This is a genomic window from Mucilaginibacter sp. PAMC 26640, assembly GCA_001596135.1.
Taxonomy (GTDB): Bacteria; Bacteroidota; Bacteroidia; order Sphingobacteriales; family Sphingobacteriaceae; genus Mucilaginibacter.
On sequence record CP014773.1, the window covers coordinates 2,485,579 to 2,506,182 of the forward strand.

A 20,604-nucleotide genomic window follows, 5' to 3' on the forward strand; every position below is an offset into this window, starting at 1 on the left:
TATTAATCCCGGTATTACCCGGAAACCACACTGTTGAAAATAAAGTAAAGAACTGCGCCAAATATATGGAACGGGGCGGTAGGAAAGGCTGTACTGTTGGTTGCTCCTTAATTAATTGCCCTTAGGCAATTACGGTGTGCAGGGGCTGTAAATTGGGGAGTGTTTCACCCGGCGATTGTGAATCGGGTGAAACACCTTTATTGCTGATTTACAAGTACTTGTGCTTTTTAGTGAATCACTGTTTTTGTTACCTGTCTTCCGCAAGTAATTCATTATAAGTGGATTGTATAAAATGGGAATAGGTGCAGTAAACAGTGAATCACCCCGGGTGAAACACCTAGTTACCTGTATTTTCCTGTTAAGAGTTTACACTTATGGTTAATAAACCAGGTTTTTGCAAGCACATTTCCCTAATCGTATTCCAATAGATTTATGTGTCCCTCGTGTATACTTCACCCTTGTAGGGATCGATAGTAGCGTGGAACGAATACCCGGATACATGCAGCAGGTAATAGGTCATGATATCGCACCAGCAGATCTCATCATGAAACATCGGCACTTTTGGGAACTTGCCTTCCTGTTTGCTTAATTCTTTATTGTACTTATATTCTCCATCGTGTTTTGCAATCCATGCTTTAAACAGGTCCATCTCAGCTGGCTCCGAGAAGACGATCTTGAAGAACGTTTCTTCGGTAACTTCTTTGAGGTCATCATTCATGTAATGATGGTATTTGTGGCGGTGGCGGATGATCTTTGCGGTTATGATGTTACAGGGCTGATTTGTTATAGCGTAACACAAAAGATGGGTGCGCGTTTTGATTAATTTAAATTATTGTCTGTCAGCCGCCAGCCATCCTTGACTTTTTCAAAACAAAGAAACCTTTCCTTTCCTGTTCCGCACCAACCGCCGTCTTCAACCAACTCATGTATAAAGAGTTTTTTTGTATTTACATTATATTGGGGGTAGGAGATGCTTACATAACCTTTCCCTAATTTCTTTGTCCAAATTTTTAATTTGGCCTTTTCGGATAGTTTTGGATCGGATATATCTGCAAGATCAGCATCAGTTATAATAGAAACTTTATTTAGCTTTCGGGCATCCCATACAGGCATTGAGGTGAATTGATTTGATCGGATAGATGACGGGATAGATATTTGATTATCGGGAGCTCTCCCGGCAAATTTCTGTTGAAGAACGAAGCTTTCTTTTTTATAAAGCATGGCAAAATCCTTTCCTTCTAATTGTCGAATATAAACCCTGCGTTTAAAGGGCAAACTGTCAAGCCTCGGCAAATAGTGGTCGTTTATGAACCTGTAAGCGTCACCAGCAATCAAAGGTTTAAAATCGGTCTCTATCTTTAATCGCAACAGTTCGGTTTTTAACACAATTGAATTACCGTCGGCTTTACAGCCTGCAATCATTACCAGACATAAAAATTTTACAAGATGTCGCATTTTAAGATGATCAAATATAAGTATAAACAATTTAGCAGATATACTACCTTTAATCTATTAAATACTAATCATGGGTGAACAGTTCAGTTTAGCGTTCGATCACACGGCTTTAGAACAGCTTTTAATCGATCAATTAACCATAGCCGACTTTCTGGAGCAGCTTTTCGGCGATAAAGGCAGCCCAAATTACCGGGATATGTGCGAGCACCTGGTTGCGTATCATAATAAAGATGGTGGCTCGCCTGAGGTTTTGGACTTTGACTTGACTGAGCCGGTTTTCCATACTGATACCTTATCGGGGCACTTTAAATGCAAATTCGGTATTCATTTCTTCTATACCTGTTCGGACGTTCATAATAACGCGAAGGATACGATACGCTGGGATTTTAAGATAGATCAGGCTACCCATATCATTAACTTCACAGGCGAACAGCCCTGGGTGCGGGATGCAGATTAGTAAGGCTGCAATTTTATTTAAAAGAAAGAGAAATGTTTTTTCCGGTTAATGAAATCACTATATTTATGAAGTTCAACCAAACTTTATCTGTACAATGTCTCATTACCCAACCAAAAACATAAAGCGTTTCAGCTTTTTTGTCATTTTTGCTTTTTCGCAAATTCTTTGTTTTCCCGCCCATGCACAGCGCACGCTGGGCATCAATGCCGACGGAGATGTATTGAGCGGTAGTAATCGTAATAGCGGTGGCACCATTCGGCAGGATGGCTGGTGGGTGGCCATCAACAGCGGTTACGAGGCTCCGCTGAGTGATCTTGGAGAAGTTTATAAAGGTGCACCAACCTTTGGTTTCACCCTTGCAAAGCGAACTGGCCATTTAGTTTTCTCGGGAACTGCAGATTACCGCAGTTACCATCCCAAGCAAGGCCAGTTTTCATACAGTTATGATGACCAAAATGCGCTAACCGCAACTTACAGTAAGTTCAGAGGGATAGGTTTATACGCTGGTTTAGCTTACCAATTGCCCATAACCGGGCTGATCGATCTATATGGCGGGGTAAACGGAGGCGTGATCATTTCCAAGTACTCCTTATCAGCAACAGATGGGCAATTTATAAGTGTATCGGCGGAATACGACAACGGCAGCATCAGCTATTTTGGCCCCAAACTCGGATTTAACTTTTTGGTTGGCGGCAACTTCAGCATCAGTTTAGAAGGCCGTTACAGTTTAAGTCTAACCGGTGCCAATTATAACAGCCGCGAAGGCAGCTCGGTAACCAAAGGTTTTAGTTCTTATGCAGCCAATGTGTTTTTGGTTTACGGCTTTTAGCAGCTGATACATTGTTAAGCTTCGTGATGTTTTCCTTTCTCTTTCTGGCGCGAGTATGTAGCGCTGGCTGTGGGTGGCGTACTCGTGCCTATCCGCTTGCAATGTATCCGCTTAAATTGTATTTTTAGCTTAATGAGTACGAAGTACAAATTCAGGGACCAAGACAAACTGTACTTTATAACCTTCGCAGTTGTAAACTGGATAGACCTTTTTACCCGTAACGAGTACAAAGAGATCATGCTAAAGAGCTGGGAACATTGTAAGGAACATAAGGGTTTGGAGATCTATGGATGGTGTATGATGACCAATCATATCCACATGATCATAGGCACACATGGCGATAGACTGGAAAACATTATGCGGGATATGAAAAAGCAGACCTTGTTACAATTGAAGCGGGCTATAAAAGAGCATCCTCAGGAAAGCAGACGCGAATGGATTTTGTGGATGATGGAGCGCGCCGGCAAAAAAAACAGCCAAAATATCGAATTTCAATTATGGCAGCAAGACAACCATCCCATCGAACTTTTTAATCATCAGGTCTTGCATCAAAAGCTGGATTATATGCACAACAACCCGGTGGTAGCCGGGATAGTAGAAAAGCCGGAAGATTATTTATATAGCAGCGCACCCAATTATATCGGCTTGCCGGGCCTTATCAAAGTGACTTTAGTAGATCCGCTGGTTATGTAGGCGGAAGGCACGAGTAAGCCCTGCTCTTTCCGCAGCTGCATACTCGCGCCAGGGTTATTGTGTAGGTCAAAGGCACGAGTACGCCCCGCTCTTTCCCGGCGCTGCATACTCGCGCCGGGTGATTATGTAGGCGAAAGGCACGAGTACGCCGCGCTCTTCCCAGCGCTGCATACTCGCGCCAGGGTGGGATTATGTAGGCGAAAGGCACGAGTACGCCGCGCTCTTCCCGGCGCTGCATACTCGCGCCGGGTGATTGTGTAGGCGAAAGGCACGAGTACGTCGCGCTCTTTCCCGGCGCTGCATACTCGCGCCAGGGTTATTGTGTGGGCGAAAGGCACGAGTACGCCGCGCTCTTTCCCGGCACTGCATACTCGCGCCAGGGTGGGAGATATGGCGGCAACTGCATTTGTTTTCTGCATTTCCCTTCTCTACGAAGTAGAGAGGGGTGGCGAGCGATAGCGATGTCGGGGTGAGTTCATTCGCCCCTTCGCAGCACTTATCTCTTTTTTACTTAGGCAAAAAAACGTACCTTCACCCCCTGCAAATTTTACTTGAATTATGAAATTATTAGAAGGAAAAACCGCGCTGATCACCGGTGCATCTAAAGGAATTGGCCGCAAGATTGCCGAGAAGTTTGCCGAGCATGGCGCCAACGTGGCTTTTACTTACTTGTCGTCTGTAGAAAAAGGGCAGGCGCTGGAAACCGAATTGCAAAGCTTTGGCACTAAAATAAAAGGTTACCGCAGCGATGCCTCTAAATTTGAAGAAGCCGAAAAATTAATAACCGACATCGTAGCCGATTTTGGCACTTTACATATTGTAGTTAACAATGCAGGCATCACCAAAGATGCCCTGCTGATGCGCATGACCGAAGAAGCATGGGACGAAGTTTTGGATGTGAATCTGAAATCGATCTTCAACGTAACCAAGGCGGCATCAAAAATAATGATGAAGAACCGCCAGGGTGTATTCATCAACATGAGTTCGGTAGTGGGCGTGCAGGGTAATGCAGGCCAGTCTAATTACGCGGCATCAAAAGCCGGAATCATTGGTTTTTCTAAGTCGATAGCTAAGGAATTGGGCTCGCGCAACATCCGTACCAATGTGGTGGCACCGGGCTTTATCCGCACGGAAATGACCGAAGTTCTCGATCCGAAAGTGGTAGAAGGCTGGACAGCAGCTATTCCGTTGAAACGTGCCGGTGAAGTGGAAGACGTAGCCAATGCATGCGTATTCCTGGCATCAGATATGGCAACTTACATCACCGGGCAGGTAATCCCTGTTGATGGCGGGATGTTGTAGTAGCAGCAAAACTTTAAAGATTAAGCCAAAGGTTGTAAAGAGCAGCTTTTGGCTTTTTTTGTTTTATATTGCAATTGCTAAACCTAAACGAATGACAAGAATTTTTCTGCTGACTAGTGTACTATTGCTTCCCGAATTTCTATTTGGCCAAGAGAGGCGGCACAGCCCTGTTAGGCAATTTATCAAGGCGGACGAACAACTGGCAGAGAAGTATAACCAATGTCTTCATCAGGATATTTACAATTTTAATCAGCGTAAGGCATTTTTTCCATTTAACAAGGCGGCTAAAATTGAACTGATCTCCTTTGAATACCCCCTTGTAATAAAGGAATTGATGAAAGGCGACAATGGGCAACTGATACACAAATATCAACCGGATGACACCTTTCATATATTTACACCTATATCGCCAGGTAACTACCTGCTTAACCGGCGAAAAATTAAAGAAACGAAAGTGCTGACAGAAGCAGAAATTGACAAGCTGACTGATATCTTATACAACATTGGCTTCACGCCAGTGAAAAACTTGCCTTTTACAAGAGGGGGCGATATTAGTTGTTATGAACCCAGAAATGCGATTTTGTTTTTCGGTTCTGATGGAAGACTGTCACAATACATTGAGCTGTGTTTTACTTGCCATAAATATTATCTTAGTTCGGCAAAGATTAAATACACGCAAAACTGCGAGCAGAAATTTGATCTGATAAAGCAATTCTTTTTAGCCAACGGAGTTAAATACGGAACAGTATCGTCTACGCGTGATGAAAACTAACCTCCCCCAAACCATCCTTTCCATGGCCACCGAACGCGGCCCTGATAAATCCGTTTGCCCGTCAGAGATTGCGCGTGATTTATTCCCCAATGATTGGCGCAAGCATATGCAGGAGGTGAGGGCTGCCGCTGTTGAACTGCAAAATGAGGGTAAGGTAATTATTACCCAAAAGGGAGCGCCGGTGGATGTGAACCACATCAAAGGCCCTGTCAGGATAAAAATTAAATAGTCCGTTCCACAATATTTTCGCATTTTGCGGGTATGGACTTAATGAGCGCAACTCACCATTCATTACTCACTACTCACCAACCATGTCTGTAACCTGGGGAACGTTTTCCGGATGGTGGATCCCTGCCTGCCTGTTGCTCGGCTTACTTTATGCCTGGCTGATGTACCGCAGCCCGGTGCAGCTGGCAAAACTTCCCCGCAACATCCTATTCGCTGTCAGAACGGTAGTGGTAGCCGTGTTGGCATTGTTGCTGGTATCTCCACTGATAAAAACCGTAAGCTACCAGCCGCAAAAGCCGGTGATATTAATAGCACAGGATAATTCGGAATCGATAAAAGCCTCAACTGCAACCGCTCCAAAAGTGAGCGCCCCGTTAGTCCTACCTACCTCCATTTCTGCTGTCGATGACCGGGGGCAGGCTGCACTTACCGCGCTCAAATCCCAATTAGGCGATGGCTACGAGGTGCATGAGTTTTACTTCGATAAGAATCTGCACGATGGCTTATCAACCTCCTACAACGGCAAGCAAACTGATATTTCATCGGCCTTGCGGCAGTTGAACGAGCGTTTTGTAAACCGCAATATCGGCGCGCTGATCCTCGCTACAGACGGTTTGTATAACCTTGGCAACGATCCGCAGTACGAAGCCCGCAATATCAAAACCAGTATTTACACCATTGCACAGGGGGATACCGTTCCCCGGCGAGATCTGCTGATCGGCAATATCAATTATAACAAAACCGCTTATCTCGGTAATGATTTCGCAGTAGAGGTACTGGCCGAAGCTTACCAAAGCAAAGGGGAGAACATGCGCCTAACGGTTGCCGAAGACGGCAGACAGGTGTTTTCCCAAAATATCAGCATTACTTCAGCTGCTTTTAAACAGGTTATCCCGCTGAAGCTGAATGCGGATAAAAAAGGTCTGCGAAAATTCACGGTGAGCCTTGCCCCGGTAAAAAATGAATTATTGGTACAAAACAATACCGAGACTTTTTACATAGAGGTGCTGGATGCCCGCCAAAAGATCCTGCTGCTGTACGATGCGCCGCATCCGGATATCAGCGTAATTAAACAGGCAATTGAAACCAATAAAAACTACGAGGTGAAAACAAGCCTGGTGGCCGATGCTGCAGCATTAAGCATAAACGATTATACCCTGGCCATCCTATATCAGTTCACTGCGGCCAGTTACGGTACGGCGCACGGCATCATTGCCGGCAAAATGCCCTTATGGTTGATAGCGGGTAGCGGGGCCGGTCTGCAAGGGTTCAACAATAACCAGAAGGCTGTAAGTATCAATGTTACTCGTGACGAAGAGCAGGAAGTTTTTGCCCAGCCGGTGCCTGCATTTACGGCTTTCACCCTGTCGGATTCCACCCAAGGCAAAATTGCCAGGTTTCCGCCGCTGGTGGCCCCTTATGGCAGCTATAACGTAGCGCCAAACGCGGCAGTTTTGTTAAAACAAAAAACAGGCAATGTGCCAACCAATAATCCCTTGCTGGCCTTTAACGACGAAGCGGGTAGGCGAACCGCCGTGCTTACAGCAGAAGGTATATGGCGCTGGCAACTGGCCGAATACAGGCTTTTTGGCAACCACCATGCAACGGAAGAGCTGTTGAGCCAAACCGTGCAATACCTTACTGCCAATGCCAACCGCCAACGCTTTAGCGTGTACCCGGCCAAAACTGTATTTGACGAGGGTGAAAATGTTTTGCTGAATGCGGAGCTGTACAACGATGCGCTGGAATTGGTTAACACGCCCGATGTGCGCATAGAATTGCAAAGCCGGGCCGGTAAAAATTATAGCTTTTTATTTACCCGGAGCGGGCAAAGTTACCAGCTTAACGCGGGTACACTGCCTGTGGGCGAATACACCTATAAGGCTAAGGCGCAAAACGGAAAGCAACAATTTAAGGCAAACGGGCAGCTGACTATTAAGCAACTCAACCTGGAAGCCCGCCAAAGTACCGCTAATCACCAGTTACTCCGAACCATAGCCCAACGGTCGGGCGGGCAAATGTTGTATCCGCAGGGCGTTGGTCAACTGGCAGATCTGATCCGCAAGAATGAAAACATCAAAACCGTTGTTTATGAAGATAAGCACTACAGCGATATGATCGATCTGAAATGGATCTTTGTGCTGTTGGTGCTGCTATTAAGCACCGAATGGTTGACTAGAAAGCGGGAGGGAGAGGTTTAATAGCGTGTATATCGTGGTTGGTGAATTTTCGATAGCAACTGCATGGACGCAACTTTACTTTATTGACAGAAGAACATATCACCCTGGTCGATGGATTATTCACCAGCGGCCATAAAACATCACTATGAAAAAGTTAATAACATTATGCTTGGTACTGCTGCTGGCAGCAACCACACATGCCCAGGTAGGGCACCTCAATATTGGTACCTACAACCTGCGTTATGATAACAAGAACGATTCTATAGCCGGGAATGGCTGGCGTGCCCGCTACCCGCATATTGCCCAGATCATCCGCTTTAATGATTTGGATGTTTTTGGTACACAGGAAGGGCTTTATCATCAGCTAACCCAATTGAATGATAGTTTGCCAGGCTACAAATGGATAGGCGCAGGGCGCGATGATGGCAAACAGGCAGGCGAACATTCAGCTATTTTTTACAAGGCCGGTAAATTTACGGTACTGAAATCGGGTAATTTCTGGATGTCGCCCATTACCGATAAGCCAAACAAGGGCTGGGATGCAGCCCTGCCTCGCGTTTGTACCTGGTTGCAGTTGAAGGAAATCAAAACCGGCCTTTTCTTTTACGTATTTAACCTGCATATGGATCATATTGGTGTAGTGGCCCGCCGCGAAAGTGCAAAGCTGGTATTAAAAAAGATAGCAGAGCTGGCCGGTAATGTGCCTGTTATCCTCACCGGCGATTTTAACGTAGATCAAACGTCTGATAGTTATGCTGTGATCAATAATTCGGGCGTGTTAAAAGATAGCTATGTACTTTCGCCCGTACGGCTGGCGGCAAGCGATACCTATAATGGTTATGATATAAATACAGCGGGTAACAGCCGCATCGATCACATCTTCCTAACCAAAAGATTTAAGGTGAGCCGTTACGGCATCCTTACCGATACATACCACGGCCGGCTGCCTTCAGATCATTATCCGGTGGTGGTTACGGTGGATTATAGATAGACCTTAGTACACAGCCGATGGCCCATAGGAAAGTTTGCGGTGAGTAATAGCTTCTATGGTTTATCGGCTATAAACTATTGCCTAAAACAATTACCTTCGCTATTATGTCTCCTAACGAAGCCAAAAAACTCATCGATTCGCTTACTGCCGAACTGAAGCAGCACACCTATAACTACTATGTGCTGGCCATGCCCACTATTACCGATTTTGACTTTGATAAAAAGCTGGAGCGGTTAAACGCGCTGGAAAAAGAGTTTCCGGAGTTTTTGGATCCTGATTCGCCAACACAAAAGGTAGGGGGCGAGATCACTAAGGAATTTGTTACGGTAAAGCACCGCTGGCCCATGCTTTCGCTGGGTAACACTTATAATGAGCAGGAACTGATAGATTTTGACCAGCGTGTACGCAAGGCGATCGGCGAAAAATTTCAGTACGTATGCGAGCTGAAGTTCGACGGTTTATCTATGAGCCTTACCTATGAGAACGGGAAGCTTGCCAAGGCCGTTACCCGTGGCGACGGTACGCAGGGTGATGAAGTAACGACCAACGTACGCACCATTCATAGCATTCCCAAAAAATTACCTGCAGGTAATTACCCGGAACTCTTCGAGATTCGCGGTGAGGTATTTATGCACCTAAAAGCCTTTGAGCGGCTGAATAAGGAGCGTATCGACAATGGGGAGGTGGCTTATGCCAACCCGCGTAATTTTGCATCGGGCACCATGAAATTACAGGATTCGGCCGAAGTGGCCCGCCGGCCGCTGGATTGTTTTTTGTATGGCCTTTATACCGAAAAAACCTTGTTTAAAACCCATTGGGAAAGCCTGGAAGCCGTGAAAAGCTGGGGCTTCCATATCAATGACGAAAGCCGGCTGGTTGATGATATTAACGGTGTGCTGGAATTCATCAATAAATGGGATACTGAGCGGCACCACCTAAGTTATGATATCGACGGGATCGTTATCAAAGTAAACAACTACTCACAGCAGCAGGAGTTGGGCTTTACTGCTAAGTCGCCCCGTTGGGCCATCTCCTATAAGTTCAAAGCCGAAAGGGTAGAGACAGAACTCCTGGCCGTTACTTACCAGGTTGGCCGTACGGGCGCCGTAACACCGGTTGCCAATTTAAAGCCGGTACTGTTGGCGGGTACTACCGTAAAACGCGCAACACTGCACAATGCAGATGAAATTACGCAGCGCCTTAAACTGCACGAGCATGATACTGTTTTTGTGGAAAAGGGCGGGGAGATCATTCCCAAGATCATCAGCGTTAACCTGGATAAGCGAAAACCGGACGCTAAGCCGGTGGCTTACCTTACACACTGCCCGGCCTGCCATACCGAGTTATTACGGCAGGAGGGAGAAGCCGCATGGTACTGCCCTAATGATGAGGGCTGCCCGCCGCAGATTGTAGGCAAAATGCAGCACTACATAGGCCGTAAAGCCATGAATATAGATGGGCTGGGTGATGAGACCATCAATACCCTTTATAATCGGCAATTTATAAGGCATATCAGCGATATCTATTCGTTGCATACGCACATTGCTGAGTTAAAAAAGATGGACCGTTTCGGCGAGCAGTCTATCAATAACATGCTGGATGGGATAGAGAAATCTAAACAGCAGCCTTTTGAAAAAGTACTTTTCGGCTTGGGGATCCGGTATGTTGGCGAAACCGTTGCCCGAAAATTGGTAGCCCATTTTAAAACGGTAGATGCCCTGATGGCAGCCACGGCCGAGGAACTTACCGTCGCCGAAGAAATTGGCGGGCGCATTGCCGAAAGCCTGGTGGAATACTTTAGCGACCCGCAGCACAAGGCGGAGATCCAGAAACTAAAAGGTGCGGGTTTACAATTTGTGGCCGAAGAAAAAGAAGTGACACTCGCGAGCGAAAATCTTTCGGGCAAAACCTTTATCATCTCCGGTACTTTCGAAAAATACTCAAGGGACGAATTGAAAGATATTATAGAGCAGAACGGCGGGAAGATACTGAGCAGTATCTCCGCGAAGCTGAACTACCTGGTGGCAGGAGATAATATGGGCCCTGCCAAACTGGAGAAAGCAACAAAACTAAATATCCCGATCATCAGCGATGGAGAACTGCTGGCGATGCTATCGTAGGCAAAATCAAACAGAAGATCGGTGTAATCCAAATAACTATATATGACTGCAATAAAATGGGGGATCATCGGCTGCGGTGACGTTACGGAATTAAAAAGCGGACAAGCCTATAACAAAATTGCGGATAGCAGTTTAGTGGCTGTGATGCGTCGCGATGCCGAAAAAGCTGCCGACTATGCCCGCCGCCATAAGGTTGGCAAGTGGTACAGCGATGCAGAAGACCTGATGAATGATCCGGAGGTGAATGCGGTATCCATTGCCACGCCGCCATCATCACACCTGGAGTATGCCAAACGGGCCATTGCAAAAGGCCTTAACGTTTACGTAGAAAAACCGGTGACCCGTAATGCTGCCGAAGCGGTAGCGATGGCCGAGGCGGTACGGCAAAGCGGCGCAAAGCTGACGGTTGCACATTACCGCCGCGCAGTACCCATGTTTTTGCATGTAAAGCGTTTGCTGGATGCGCAAACTATTGGGGAGATCAGAACGGTGCAGATCCGGATGTGGCAAAACCGGGAGCCAAAAGTGCCCACTTACCCGGGTACCAACTGGCGGCTGGATCCGGAAGTATCCGGAGGTGGTTATTTTCATGACCTGGCCCCGCACCAGCTCGACCTAATGCTTTACTTTTTTGGTGAGCCGGATCAGTACAGCGGCTCCAGCCTCAACCAGGCCAATACCAGCCCGGCTGATGATCATGTTTGCGGCCAGATCATCTTTAAAAACAAAGTGGTGGTGAACGGCTCCTGGTGCTTCAACGTTGCCGAAAGCGAAACCGTTGATTCCTGCGAGATCATTGGCACCAAAGGGAAGATCAGTTTCCCGTTCTTTGGCGCATTTGTTACCTGTAAAACCGAAGCCGGTGAGGAAACCCTCAACTTTACCCACCCCATGCATATTCAGCAGCCGATGATCGAAAAAATAGTAAGCTATTTTAAAGATGAGGGTCCGAACCCCTGCACCATTGACGAAGCCGTTGTTTTGATGAAAATATTGGATGCTTTTACCTTGAAATAATTGGCAATGCTTATCTTTAGTCCACAATAACTTGATATGCTGAAAGTTAACAGTTATATAATTGTGCTATTGCTGCTTGCCAGTTTTCAAGCTAGGGCCCAGGTTTACGACGTGCCGAAAAATTATGTATTGAAAAGCAAGGACGACTATGCCCGTTATGAAGGTGACATCATCAAAACAGCAGACTGGTTTCAGCATACCGCATGGGCGGCCCAGCCCGAAAAGATGGAAGAAGCCACCCAGTTTTTTCTGAAGTGGATAAAAGGTACCCCGTCTGTAACTATTAAGTTAACGGAAGCGGTAATGAGCCTGTCGGATAAAAACCCGCAATTGGGCTTTGTGTACATGGCCCAATACGCCAAATATGCCCTGCTGCACAAAACCAATTTTGATGTAACCAATGCTAACGTTGAGGCAATCCGCGCTTTGATAGCCAAATACAACGTTGAGCCATCCTACAAAAAAGATGACGATGTGGAGGAGATTATCGTGCTGGATAGAAAAGGTGAATTGAACGATTGGATTGCCGCTGCGCTGGCGGATAAGGAACGGTAGTATTTAGAACAGGTGAGGCCCGGTTCCGGGCCTCACCTGTTCTAATCTTTCTTCTTCGGTACTTTGGCGCCTTCTTTACGCGCTTCGGAAAGGCCTATGGCAACAGCTTGTTTTTTGCTGGTCACTTTTTTACCGCTGCCGCTTTTCAGTTTTCCTTCCTTCATCTCGTGCATGGTTTCCTCCACTTTTTCGCTTGCTTTTTCAGAATATTTGGCCATGATCGTGTGTGTTTGAATATACCATCTTATAACAAAACCGTTGCCAGAATTAACCCGAGGCTTGCTCCAGTGCATCCACATCAGCAGAATTGATGAGGGGCAGGTGTTGGGTTATTTTCTCTGCTGTCCAGTTCCACCAGGCAATGTTGAGCAGGCGGGTTATTTGCTGGTCATCAAAGCGTTTACGGATAGGCCTGGCCGGGTTGCCGCCAACAATGGTATAAGCGGGCACATCTTTGGTCACTACGGCATTGGAGGCGATAACCGCCCCATCGCCGATCTTTATGCCGGGCATGATGGTAGCATCAAAGCCTATCCAAACATCATTGCCGATCACCGTATCGCCTTTGTAAGGAAATTTGCCATTTGGATTTTCCGGGTCGGAGATCGTATCCCACCCGTTTTTAAAAATAGCAAAGGGAAAGGATGAGATGGGCGCAGTTTCATGGTTGGCGCCATTCATAATAAATTTCACCCCCGAGGCAATTGCACAGAATTTACCGATAATGAGTCGATCACCAATAAAATCAAAGTGGTACAAAACGTTCTTTTCAAAATTATGGGGATCGGAAAAGTCGTCGTAATAGGTGTAATCGCCTACGATGATGTTGGGGCGGGTAACGATATTTTTTAAAAATACAAGGTTTTGATAAGGCGCCATCGGGAAGCGCGCGTCAGGATCTGGTCCGTTGAGCATCGTATAAATTATAAAGGAATTCTAAAAATATAACAAATACAGGCCTGTGTCTTTAGTTGGATAAAGAATCAAGAGCAGGGAATGGAGCTTACAGGCCGCTTATACTATCATCGGATTAAATGTTGTGCGCGTTTTGAATCTCAAAAATAAAAAATTATCTGCAACCTATTGTGCTTTTTCCAGTTAGAAACAATAACGCAGCGTATGGTGGTAGCAAGTCAACGATGATTTATATTTACCGTGCCTGAAAGAGGCATCAATTACCCGCTAAAACATGAATGCTAACAAACTAAACGCCCCTTTTTATGAACGCCTTGCGCTTGTCCTCATCGGATTTTGCATACTGGGTTACCTGGTGGTGCTGGCCAAAGAGATCCTCGATCCTATGATCTTCGGATTTCTGTTTGCGGTTTTGCTTTTGCCGCTTGCAAATTTCCTTGAAAAGAAACTTCGTCTTCCGCGCAGCGCATCTTCGTTTGTGTCTATTGTTTTATTTGTTGCCTTTATAGGGTGCATCGGGTATCTTGTTGGTTCACAGATCTCCAACTTAAGCAACGATTGGCCCATGCTGAAAAAGCAGGTGGAGCAATCTGTTGGCGAGGTGCAGCAATGGGTGGTGAATGCGTTCCACATCAATATGGATAAGCAGAACATATACCTGCATAATACTACCCAAAAGATCGTGGCCTCCGGCGGGGCGGTGCTGGGTACTACGTTCGGGGCTTTATCCTCACTGATGCTTTTCTACGTTTTTATCCTGATCTTCACCTTCTTTATCCTTTTTTACCGCAGATTGCTTTTCAGGTTCATCCTCTCGGTATTTAAAGATGATCACTCACATGTGGTGATGGATATCGTACAGAATGTACAAAAGATCCTTCGCCAGTATATCTTCGGTCTTTTGCTGGAAATGGTAATTGTGGCAGCCGTAGCAATTACCGCCTTTTGGCTTATCGGCATCAAGTATGCCGTACTGCTGGGGCTTATCGTAGGGTTATTCAATATTATACCCTACCTCGGTATTTTTACAGCATTGCTATTGAGTACGGTAATCACCTTTGCCACCGGTACGCTGAGCGAAACCCTGACCGTGGTGGTCAGCGTTATTGGTATCCACGCCGTTGATGCGAACTTTCTACTGCCTGCAGTGGTCGGCTCCAAAGTGAGGTTGAACGCGCTGATCACCTTTATCGGTATTATCTTAGGCGAAATGATCTGGGGGCTCTCCGGCATGTTCCTGTCTATCCCCATCATTGCCATCTTTAAAATAATCTTCGACCGTATAGATTCATTAAAGCCCTGGGGTTACCTTTTTGGCGGCGATTATGTTTACAATGATGAAGCGCAGAAGAAAATGAAAACAAAATAACGCTTATTTGATCATGCGGTAGATACTGAAGTAAAGCGTGGCGGTATACGCTATTAACACAACTGTATTGATCACCAGCAACCAGTTAAGATCTGCCTTGCTGTACTTTTTTATGGAGCAAATGACCAGCAAGGCGATGAAACCCAGGATTAGCAGAATTGGGAAAGCCAGCATGTAAGCGTGCTTGGGGGCAAAATACAAATGTTGCAGTTTTGAAGTATCACCTTGTGCAAATGGCAATAAGGCAAGCAACAATAAAATAAAAAATATGCGGACCACAGCCTTAGCGGCTATCTGACTTGCTTTCATACACCGGCAAAGTAAATGGTTTTACATCAAATTGCCCCGATAATTTATGCTGATTACCAAAAAAGGGATTAGTATTTTTGAGGACACAAAATCCGCCCTATATGCGCATGCTTTATAAACTCTGTGTATCTACACTCTTGCTATTGCTTCCGATAGTAACCTTTGCGCAAAAAAGAGTAACTGCCACTTCTTTCCGGATAGTGCCCTTAGGAGTTTTAGGGGGTATTGATGAAAGTAATTTATCGGCATATATGATAGCGCCAAAAGGGTCCGACAAATATATCTGTATGGATGCCGGCACCCTGCATGCCGGTATCAGTAAAGCTATCAGCAATAAAGCGTTCAACGTACGCGGCGAAAAAGTATTACAGCAATACATCAAAGGGTATTTTATTTCGCATGCACACCTCGATCATATCGCAGGCCTGATCATCAATTCGCCCGAAGACAGCGCCAAAAACATTTACGGACTTGCAAGTACTTTAGAGACCGTGAAAACCCACTACTTTACCTGGGAAAGCTGGGCCAACTTTGCCGACGACGGTGCTAAACCCCAGTTAAAGAAATATCATTACAATCCCCTTGAGCCGGGTGCAGAAACCGGTATAGCGAATACGGATATGCAGGTAACTGCTTTTCCATTAAGTCATTCCAACTTAACGAGTACCGCATTCCTGGTAAAAAACAACGACAGCTATCTTTTATATTTGGGCGATACCGGTGCCGACGAAATAGAGAAAAGCCAAAACCTGCATCATTTATGGGAAGCCATAGCACCTTTAATTAAGGCCGGTAAATTTAAAGCTATCATGATAGAGGTGAGTTTTCCTAACGAACAGCCGGATAAAGCCCTTTTTGGCCACCTTACGCCGCGGTTGTTGATGAATGAACTGGATGTGCTGGCAGAACTTTCCGGCGGTTCATTAAAAGGGTTGAATGTGGTGATCACCCATTTAAAGCCACCTTACAAAAGTATTAACAAAATAAAAGTGCAGCTCAATTATGCCAACCTTAAACGCAAAATGAACCTGGTATATCCCCGCCAGGGAAAAGTACTGGAGTTTTAATTCTCCAGCAGGTCGATGCAGTTTTTGGAGAGTTTGGCAAGCCGGTTTTCTAGGTTGGCGGCGCCCTGTTCGTCTTTCATAATATTGTAGAAAGTTTTGATCCGGCTGAGCGTGTCGTCGTCCGGATCGCAGGCCTGGGCTTTTTCTAAATAGGGGAGTGCCTGCTTTAATTTAGCGTTATACAGTTTGGTTAAGCGCTGGCTTTCTTGCTCATTTGCTGCTGAGGCTTTTATTTCATCTGCAAGGTCATCTGCCTGTTTGGCGTATAGATAGCCCAGTGCGCGCTGTACCACATAGTAATTGGGTACCACTGCCGCAACCCGCTCGTAATAGGGCAGCGCTTTTACAGATTGGCTATCATCTTCGTAAAGCTTGCCTATGGAATAGTAAAAGTTTGTGAGGTTTTTGCGGGTTAGTTTGGCGGTGTCCGGCAGCAATTTTTCACCCAGTTCCATGGCATCGTTGGTACGGCCTTCCAGTCGCGCTAAATTAAAGTCGAGATACCGGTCATAAACTTCCTCGGTTGTTTGCCCCTTTGCTGTCGCGATAGCAAAAACAGAACATATTATTAACAGTGTGTTCCTCATTATTTATCTCTGAAATAAACGAAGATGCATTTTTAATGTTGCAGTGGCAGTAAGTTTATCTTTCAATCAGGATGCATCGTGAAAAATGACCCCTAAGGTATGTCTTTCGCCTTGCAAAAGCTCGCTTACACCATGGCGCATATTTACGCGATGGTAGCCTTTGGTGCCTTGCGCGGGCCTGAAATTGGTTGTAAAGATGAGCAGATTACCCTTACCCGGATTTAGTACAATCGCTTTCGATTGCATCCTCAGTCTTTGCTCCACCAATACAAATTCTCCGCCGGTAAAATCTGCACCAGGCTGGTTAAGGCATACCACCAATTGCAAAGGGAAATAGATCTCTCCATACAAATCCTGATGCATGGCATTAAAGCCGCCTTTTCCGTATTTTAATATTAGCGGTGTCGGTCTGTTTTGGTTATGCTGATGGCAAAGTTCCGTTAGTTCGTGTAATGTGCGCGGGAATTGTTTAGGTAAGCCCAAAACCTCCATCCATTTATTGGCGACGGGAGCAATGTGAGGATAGATCAGCTCCCGTAACTGCTGAACGATACCAGGCAGCGGATAGTTGTAATATTTATACTGGCCCACGCCATAGCCATGGTTTTCCATTTGTATGGTTTTGCGGTAGGCATCATCATCTGCGTACGCAGCAATAAGCGCCTCGCACTCGCTGGCTGTTAGCATTTGTGGTACGCTGGCGTAGCCTCTGGTATGTAAGCTTTCTGTAATTGCCAACCAGTTCGCTTGTTTAATTCTATCTTTCAGCTCCATTTTATCCGATGCTTATGTGATTGGTTTTTGCCGCTTCCCAGCCAATCATGGCCGATTTGCGGTCGGCACCCCAGTGATATTGGCCAAATTCACCGGTAGATTTGATTACCCGGTGGCAGGGGATCAGAAATGCCACCGGGTTAGCGCCAATAGCACTTCCTACTGCGCGACTCGCCGTTGGTAACTCCACTGTTCTGGCTATAGCTGCATAGGTATTTAAGCCCCCCATCGGGATCTTTAACAATGCCTCCCAAACTTTCAGTTGGAAGCTGGTACCCTTTAAATGCAGCTTGACGGATGCTAATTGCGACCAGTCTTTTGTAAAGATAAATAAAGCGTTCTGCTGTGCCAGATCAACCATTTGGCTGAAAGTTGCGTTTGGAAATTGCGCAACTAATTGATTCAGCGCATCAACTTCGTCATCCGCAAAAGCCATATAGCAAATTCCTTTAGGGGTGGATGCCACGATAATATTGCCGAAAGGCGTTTCGGCATAGCTAAAATTGATAGCGAGTGCCCTGCCGCCGTTTTTGTATTCGGCGGGTGTCATCCCTTCAATATTGATGAACAGATCGTGCAGGCGGCTGGTGCCGGATAAACCGGTTTCAAAAGCGGCATCAAATAAGGTGGCTTGCTGTACTTTCAGCATACTCTTGGCATAGTCCAGGCTCAGGTATTGTAAAAACTTTTTGGGACTGATGCCCGCCCAATCGGTAAACATCCGCTGGAAATGATAAGGGCTCAGGTTTACCTGCTCGGCAACCTCATCAAGCGTGGGCTGCGATTTAAAATTGAGTTTAATATAGTTTATCGCCCCTGCTATACGGTCAAAGTTGATGCTGTTTTGTGTTTCCATGATAGAAAATTATAGCACAAATGTGGGGCTGTTAAGAGCGATAAAGAACCCGAAAGTTGCTGTATTGAGATTACGCCGATTGTTTATGATTGCACCGGTGAGCATGATTTTGCTCCCCCTTCAGGGGGCCGGGGGGCTTACTTCATCTCATTCAAAACCTTAAACATCTTCTCCCGGATGCCTCTTCCAGTGCCGTTGTAATTATTAACGATGATGGCAAAACACAGATTGCGGCCCTGGTAGGTTTGGTAGCCGGTATAGGCCTGGGCGCTGTTGATGCTGCCGCTTTTCATCCGCATATCGTTATATACCGGGAGGCTTTCGTAAAAATCTTTATACCAGGTTTCTTTGGCTGCCGACTGCATTATGCGCGCCATGGTTAGCGTGGTTACCCTGTTCTCGGGGGATAGTCCGCTGCCGTCGAATACGTTTAAGGTGTTTTTATCTATGCCAGCCTTTTTTACCCAAAAGTCCTGCAGGGTTTTTACGCCATTGGTAGTTGTTGTGGCCAGCATGCCCGGCGACGGGATAACGGCAAGCAACAATTGTTCCGCGTACAGGTTAATGCTGATGTGGTTTTGCCAGTACAGTATGCTGCTCAACGCAGGTGAATTAATGGTAAGCAGTTGCGTGGTGGATTGCGGTACCGGCTGACTTTTATTCCTCAAAGTAGCTGCGGATTCCGGTGCATCACTTACGGTGATTCCAAGGCGTTTTAAAGTATCGGTTAAATGATAGGCCAAATCAAAGGCCGGATCCGGGATGGCGGCATCTATTTTGTTCTTGGTTTGATCTACTGCATAAGTGCCCCGCAAATACATCACATTGCTGTTGATGGCTGGCAGGTAGGGGTAGGCCTGGTCGCCGGTCTTGGCTTCGCCATTTACGAGTTCGCTTTTAAAAGCTAAGTAGGGCATTTCCGGTGAGGTGCCTGCTACTTTAATTGGCGTGTTTACTTCCCCGGTGCGCAGTTTAATGCTAAACTGGTTTTCGTGCCAGCACAGCGCAGAAGCCCCCGCCCCATAATAGGTGCCCAGGTCCTGGTAGATCCAGCCATCAGGGATAGCCTGCGTGCCGTAGTACGAATCATCGCCTATAACGCGCCCGTTCACTTTTTTGATGCCGGCTTTGCGCAGGGCCGTTACCATTTGGTTGAGGATATAGTTATCCCGGGTGGTTTCCCAGCGCCAGCTGCCCAGGGTAGGGTCGCCATAACCGCGTGTGATGATATCACCGGTTAAAGTGCCATCTGCAGCGATGGTGCCGCGATAGCTAAACTGCGTTTTAAATTTATAGTCTTTACCTAAAACGTTCAGCGCCGTAACACTGGTGATCGCTTTCATGGTAGATCCCGGTGCCAGCCCCATATCCGGGTTGGCGGTAAAAACCTGTTCCCCCGTTTTGGCATCCAGCACGGTTAAAGATACCGAGGCATATTTGCACTGGCTATCCTGCTGAAATTTGGTAAAAGCCGTTTGCAATTTCTGCTGCAGGTTTTGCGCGGATAAATGCCCGGCTACCAGCAGGAGGGTCAAGGAGGCTATTGTTTTTAATTTATTGGTCGTATTCAAAGGTTATGTTTTTAACTGTTTTAACTTTTCTTCCCCCATTGTCATCCTGACGAAGGAAGGATCTACTATGCGCCATGCTCTAAGCGTGTCGGTTAACAGATGCTTCGTGCCTCAGCATGACAATTTCTTTGTTTCCCCACCTTGTCATCCTGACGAAGGAAGGATCTACTAAACGCCATGCATAGTGTGACGGGCGTGTCGGTTAACAGATGCTTCGTGCCTCAGCATGACAATTTTGTCATCCTGACGAAGGAAGGATCCATTAAACGCCATGCTTTAAGCGTGTCGGTTAACAGATGCGTCGTGCCTCAGCATGACAAGGTTGTCATCCTGACGAAGGAAGGATCTACTATGCGCCATGCATTGTGTGACGGGCGTGTCGGTTAACAGATGCTTCGTGCCTCAGCATGACAATTTTGTCATCCTGACGAAGGAAGGATCCATTAAACGCCATGCTTTAAGCGTGTCGGTTAACAGATGCTTCGTGCCTCAGCATGACAAGGTTGTCATCCTGACGAAGGAAGGATCTACTATCCGCCATGCTCTAAGCGTTTCGG

General features: G+C 46.2%; 21 protein-coding genes and 1 other annotated feature (1 of these 22 only partly in view). Of the genes, 13 read left to right on the forward strand and 8 right to left on the reverse strand.

The genetic code is table 11. The features are described 5' to 3' along the window. Nucleotides 1–45 (reverse strand) — a binding site (cobalamin riboswitch) (it extends 151 nt beyond the left edge of the window). Nucleotides 46–430: 385 nt separating this feature from the next. Both A0256_10835 and A0256_10840 read right to left on the reverse strand, forming a co-directional pair. Further along, the gene (locus A0256_10835; protein AMR31881.1) at nucleotides 431–718 is read right to left on the reverse strand and encodes a hypothetical protein; all 288 of its coding nucleotides are present in this window, start codon (nucleotides 716–718) and stop codon (nucleotides 431–433) included. 101 nt (nucleotides 719–819) lie between these two features. Next, nucleotides 820–1,422: a hypothetical protein gene (locus tag A0256_10840; protein ID AMR31882.1), complete on the reverse strand. Its 603-nt coding sequence runs from the start codon at nucleotides 1,420–1,422 to the stop codon at nucleotides 820–822. A 103-nt stretch (nucleotides 1,423–1,525) separates the two neighbouring features. Here A0256_10840 and A0256_10845 point away from each other — a divergent pair, with 103 nt between their 5' ends. From A0256_10845 to A0256_10895, 11 genes are all read left to right on the forward strand, one after another. Next, nucleotides 1,526–1,912: a hypothetical protein gene (locus A0256_10845; protein AMR31883.1), complete on the forward strand. Its 387-nt coding sequence runs from the start codon at nucleotides 1,526–1,528 to the stop codon at nucleotides 1,910–1,912. 94 nt (nucleotides 1,913–2,006) lie between these two features. Continuing rightward, the gene (locus tag A0256_10850) at nucleotides 2,007–2,741 is read left to right on the forward strand and encodes a hypothetical protein (GenBank protein ID AMR31884.1); all 735 of its coding nucleotides are present in this window, start codon (nucleotides 2,007–2,009) and stop codon (nucleotides 2,739–2,741) included. Between the two features lie 132 nt (nucleotides 2,742–2,873). Further along, nucleotides 2,874–3,434, forward strand: coding sequence for a transposase (locus A0256_10855; protein AMR31885.1), 561 nt, complete (start codon nucleotides 2,874–2,876; stop codon nucleotides 3,432–3,434). A 558-nt stretch (nucleotides 3,435–3,992) separates the two neighbouring features. Continuing rightward, a complete protein-coding gene (locus tag A0256_10860) occupies nucleotides 3,993–4,736 on the forward strand; it encodes a beta-ketoacyl-ACP reductase (protein ID AMR31886.1) in 744 nt (247 codons plus the stop codon). Next, nucleotides 4,720–5,508, forward strand: a complete 789-nt coding sequence (locus tag A0256_10865) for a hypothetical protein (GenBank protein ID AMR31887.1) — start codon at nucleotides 4,720–4,722, stop codon at nucleotides 5,506–5,508. Before A0256_10860 ends, A0256_10865 begins: the two co-directional genes overlap by 17 nt. Next, nucleotides 5,498–5,737 (forward strand): hypothetical protein, encoded by a 240-nt coding sequence (locus A0256_10870; protein AMR31888.1) that lies wholly within the window; start codon nucleotides 5,498–5,500, stop codon nucleotides 5,735–5,737. Before A0256_10865 ends, A0256_10870 begins: the two co-directional genes overlap by 11 nt. An 82-nt stretch (nucleotides 5,738–5,819) precedes the next feature. Beyond that, nucleotides 5,820–7,937 carry a hypothetical protein gene (locus tag A0256_10875; protein ID AMR31889.1) on the forward strand — a complete coding sequence of 706 codons (2,118 nt, stop codon included), beginning with the start codon at nucleotides 5,820–5,822 and terminating at the stop codon, nucleotides 7,935–7,937. 124 nt (nucleotides 7,938–8,061) lie between these two features. Next, complete coding sequence (locus A0256_10880; protein ID AMR31890.1) at nucleotides 8,062–8,907, forward strand: endonuclease; 846 nt, start codon at nucleotides 8,062–8,064, stop codon at nucleotides 8,905–8,907. A gap of 104 nt (nucleotides 8,908–9,011) precedes the next feature. Next, on the forward strand, nucleotides 9,012–11,027 hold the full coding sequence (locus A0256_10885; protein ID AMR31891.1) for a DNA ligase (NAD(+)) LigA: 2,016 nt from the start codon (nucleotides 9,012–9,014) through the stop codon (nucleotides 11,025–11,027). A gap of 42 nt (nucleotides 11,028–11,069) precedes the next feature. After that, on the forward strand, nucleotides 11,070–12,044 hold the full coding sequence (locus A0256_10890; GenBank protein AMR31892.1) for an oxidoreductase: 975 nt from the start codon (nucleotides 11,070–11,072) through the stop codon (nucleotides 12,042–12,044). A 36-nt stretch (nucleotides 12,045–12,080) separates the two neighbouring features. After that, a complete protein-coding gene (locus A0256_10895) occupies nucleotides 12,081–12,599 on the forward strand; it encodes a hypothetical protein (protein ID AMR31893.1) in 519 nt (172 codons plus the stop codon). Between the two features lie 267 nt (nucleotides 12,600–12,866). Here the strand turns inward: A0256_10895 and A0256_10900 are convergent, their stop codons facing one another. Beyond that, nucleotides 12,867–13,514, reverse strand: a complete 648-nt coding sequence (locus tag A0256_10900) for a chloramphenicol acetyltransferase (GenBank protein ID AMR31894.1) — start codon at nucleotides 13,512–13,514, stop codon at nucleotides 12,867–12,869. A gap of 274 nt (nucleotides 13,515–13,788) precedes the next feature. On the opposite strand from A0256_10900, the gene A0256_10905 reads away from it, so the two are divergent. Beyond that, nucleotides 13,789–14,883, forward strand: coding sequence for an AI-2E family transporter (locus tag A0256_10905; GenBank protein AMR31895.1), 1,095 nt, complete (start codon nucleotides 13,789–13,791; stop codon nucleotides 14,881–14,883). A 3-nt stretch (nucleotides 14,884–14,886) separates the two neighbouring features. Here A0256_10905 and A0256_10910 read toward each other — a convergent pair whose 3' ends face one another. Then, a complete protein-coding gene (locus A0256_10910) occupies nucleotides 14,887–15,192 on the reverse strand; it encodes a hypothetical protein (protein AMR31896.1) in 306 nt (101 codons plus the stop codon). Between the two features lie 101 nt (nucleotides 15,193–15,293). Here A0256_10910 and A0256_10915 point away from each other — a divergent pair, with 101 nt between their 5' ends. Then, nucleotides 15,294–16,259, forward strand: coding sequence for a 3',5'-cyclic-nucleotide phosphodiesterase (locus A0256_10915; GenBank protein AMR31897.1), 966 nt, complete (start codon nucleotides 15,294–15,296; stop codon nucleotides 16,257–16,259). On the opposite strand, the gene A0256_10920 is transcribed toward A0256_10915, so the two are convergent. The 4 genes from A0256_10920 to A0256_10935 all read right to left on the reverse strand — a co-directional run bounded on the left by A0256_10920 (nucleotide 16,256) and on the right by A0256_10935 (nucleotide 20,020). After that, nucleotides 16,256–16,846, reverse strand: a complete 591-nt coding sequence (locus tag A0256_10920) for a hypothetical protein (protein AMR31898.1) — start codon at nucleotides 16,844–16,846, stop codon at nucleotides 16,256–16,258. The two genes, A0256_10915 and A0256_10920, sit on opposite strands and share 4 nt — an antisense overlap. 66 nt (nucleotides 16,847–16,912) lie before the next feature. Beyond that, nucleotides 16,913–17,620: a prolyl 4-hydroxylase subunit alpha gene (locus A0256_10925; GenBank protein AMR31899.1), complete on the reverse strand. Its 708-nt coding sequence runs from the start codon at nucleotides 17,618–17,620 to the stop codon at nucleotides 16,913–16,915. 1 nt (nucleotide 17,621) lies between these two features. Continuing rightward, on the reverse strand, nucleotides 17,622–18,476 hold the full coding sequence (locus A0256_10930) for a cysteine methyltransferase (protein AMR31900.1): 855 nt from the start codon (nucleotides 18,474–18,476) through the stop codon (nucleotides 17,622–17,624). Between the two features lie 137 nt (nucleotides 18,477–18,613). Beyond that, nucleotides 18,614–20,020 (reverse strand): D-alanyl-D-alanine carboxypeptidase, encoded by a 1,407-nt coding sequence (locus tag A0256_10935; protein AMR34511.1) that lies wholly within the window; start codon nucleotides 20,018–20,020, stop codon nucleotides 18,614–18,616. Between the last annotated feature and the right edge of the window lie 584 nt (nucleotides 20,021–20,604).

Bases quoted from the DNA above. Each gene is read 5' to 3' on its own strand.
- A0256_10835 (AMR31881.1), bottom strand. From the start codon at position 718: ATGAATGATGACCTCAAAGAAGTTACCGAAGAAACGTTCTTCAAGATC.
- A0256_10840 (AMR31882.1), bottom strand. From the start codon at position 1,422: ATGATTGCAGGCTGTAAAGCCGACGGTAATTCAATTGTGTTAAAAACC.
- A0256_10845 (AMR31883.1), top strand. From the start codon at position 1,526: ATGGGTGAACAGTTCAGTTTAGCGTTCGATCACACGGCTTTAGAACAG.
- A0256_10850 (AMR31884.1), top strand. From the start codon at position 2,007: ATGTCTCATTACCCAACCAAAAACATAAAGCGTTTCAGCTTTTTTGTC.
- A0256_10855 (AMR31885.1), top strand. From the start codon at position 2,874: ATGAGTACGAAGTACAAATTCAGGGACCAAGACAAACTGTACTTTATA.
- A0256_10860 (AMR31886.1), top strand. From the start codon at position 3,993: ATGAAATTATTAGAAGGAAAAACCGCGCTGATCACCGGTGCATCTAAA.
- A0256_10865 (AMR31887.1), top strand. From the start codon at position 4,720: ATGGCGGGATGTTGTAGTAGCAGCAAAACTTTAAAGATTAAGCCAAAG.
- A0256_10870 (AMR31888.1), top strand. From the start codon at position 5,498: ATGAAAACTAACCTCCCCCAAACCATCCTTTCCATGGCCACCGAACGC.
- A0256_10875 (AMR31889.1), top strand. From the start codon at position 5,820: ATGTCTGTAACCTGGGGAACGTTTTCCGGATGGTGGATCCCTGCCTGC.
- A0256_10880 (AMR31890.1), top strand. From the start codon at position 8,062: ATGAAAAAGTTAATAACATTATGCTTGGTACTGCTGCTGGCAGCAACC.
- A0256_10885 (AMR31891.1), top strand. From the start codon at position 9,012: ATGTCTCCTAACGAAGCCAAAAAACTCATCGATTCGCTTACTGCCGAA.
- A0256_10890 (AMR31892.1), top strand. From the start codon at position 11,070: ATGACTGCAATAAAATGGGGGATCATCGGCTGCGGTGACGTTACGGAA.
- A0256_10895 (AMR31893.1), top strand. From the start codon at position 12,081: ATGCTGAAAGTTAACAGTTATATAATTGTGCTATTGCTGCTTGCCAGT.
- A0256_10900 (AMR31894.1), bottom strand. From the start codon at position 13,514: ATGCTCAACGGACCAGATCCTGACGCGCGCTTCCCGATGGCGCCTTAT.
- A0256_10905 (AMR31895.1), top strand. From the start codon at position 13,789: ATGAATGCTAACAAACTAAACGCCCCTTTTTATGAACGCCTTGCGCTT.
- A0256_10910 (AMR31896.1), bottom strand. From the start codon at position 15,192: ATGAAAGCAAGTCAGATAGCCGCTAAGGCTGTGGTCCGCATATTTTTT.
- A0256_10915 (AMR31897.1), top strand. From the start codon at position 15,294: ATGCGCATGCTTTATAAACTCTGTGTATCTACACTCTTGCTATTGCTT.
- A0256_10920 (AMR31898.1), bottom strand. From the start codon at position 16,846: ATGAGGAACACACTGTTAATAATATGTTCTGTTTTTGCTATCGCGACA.
- A0256_10925 (AMR31899.1), bottom strand. From the start codon at position 17,620: ATGGAGCTGAAAGATAGAATTAAACAAGCGAACTGGTTGGCAATTACA.
- A0256_10930 (AMR31900.1), bottom strand. From the start codon at position 18,476: ATGGAAACACAAAACAGCATCAACTTTGACCGTATAGCAGGGGCGATA.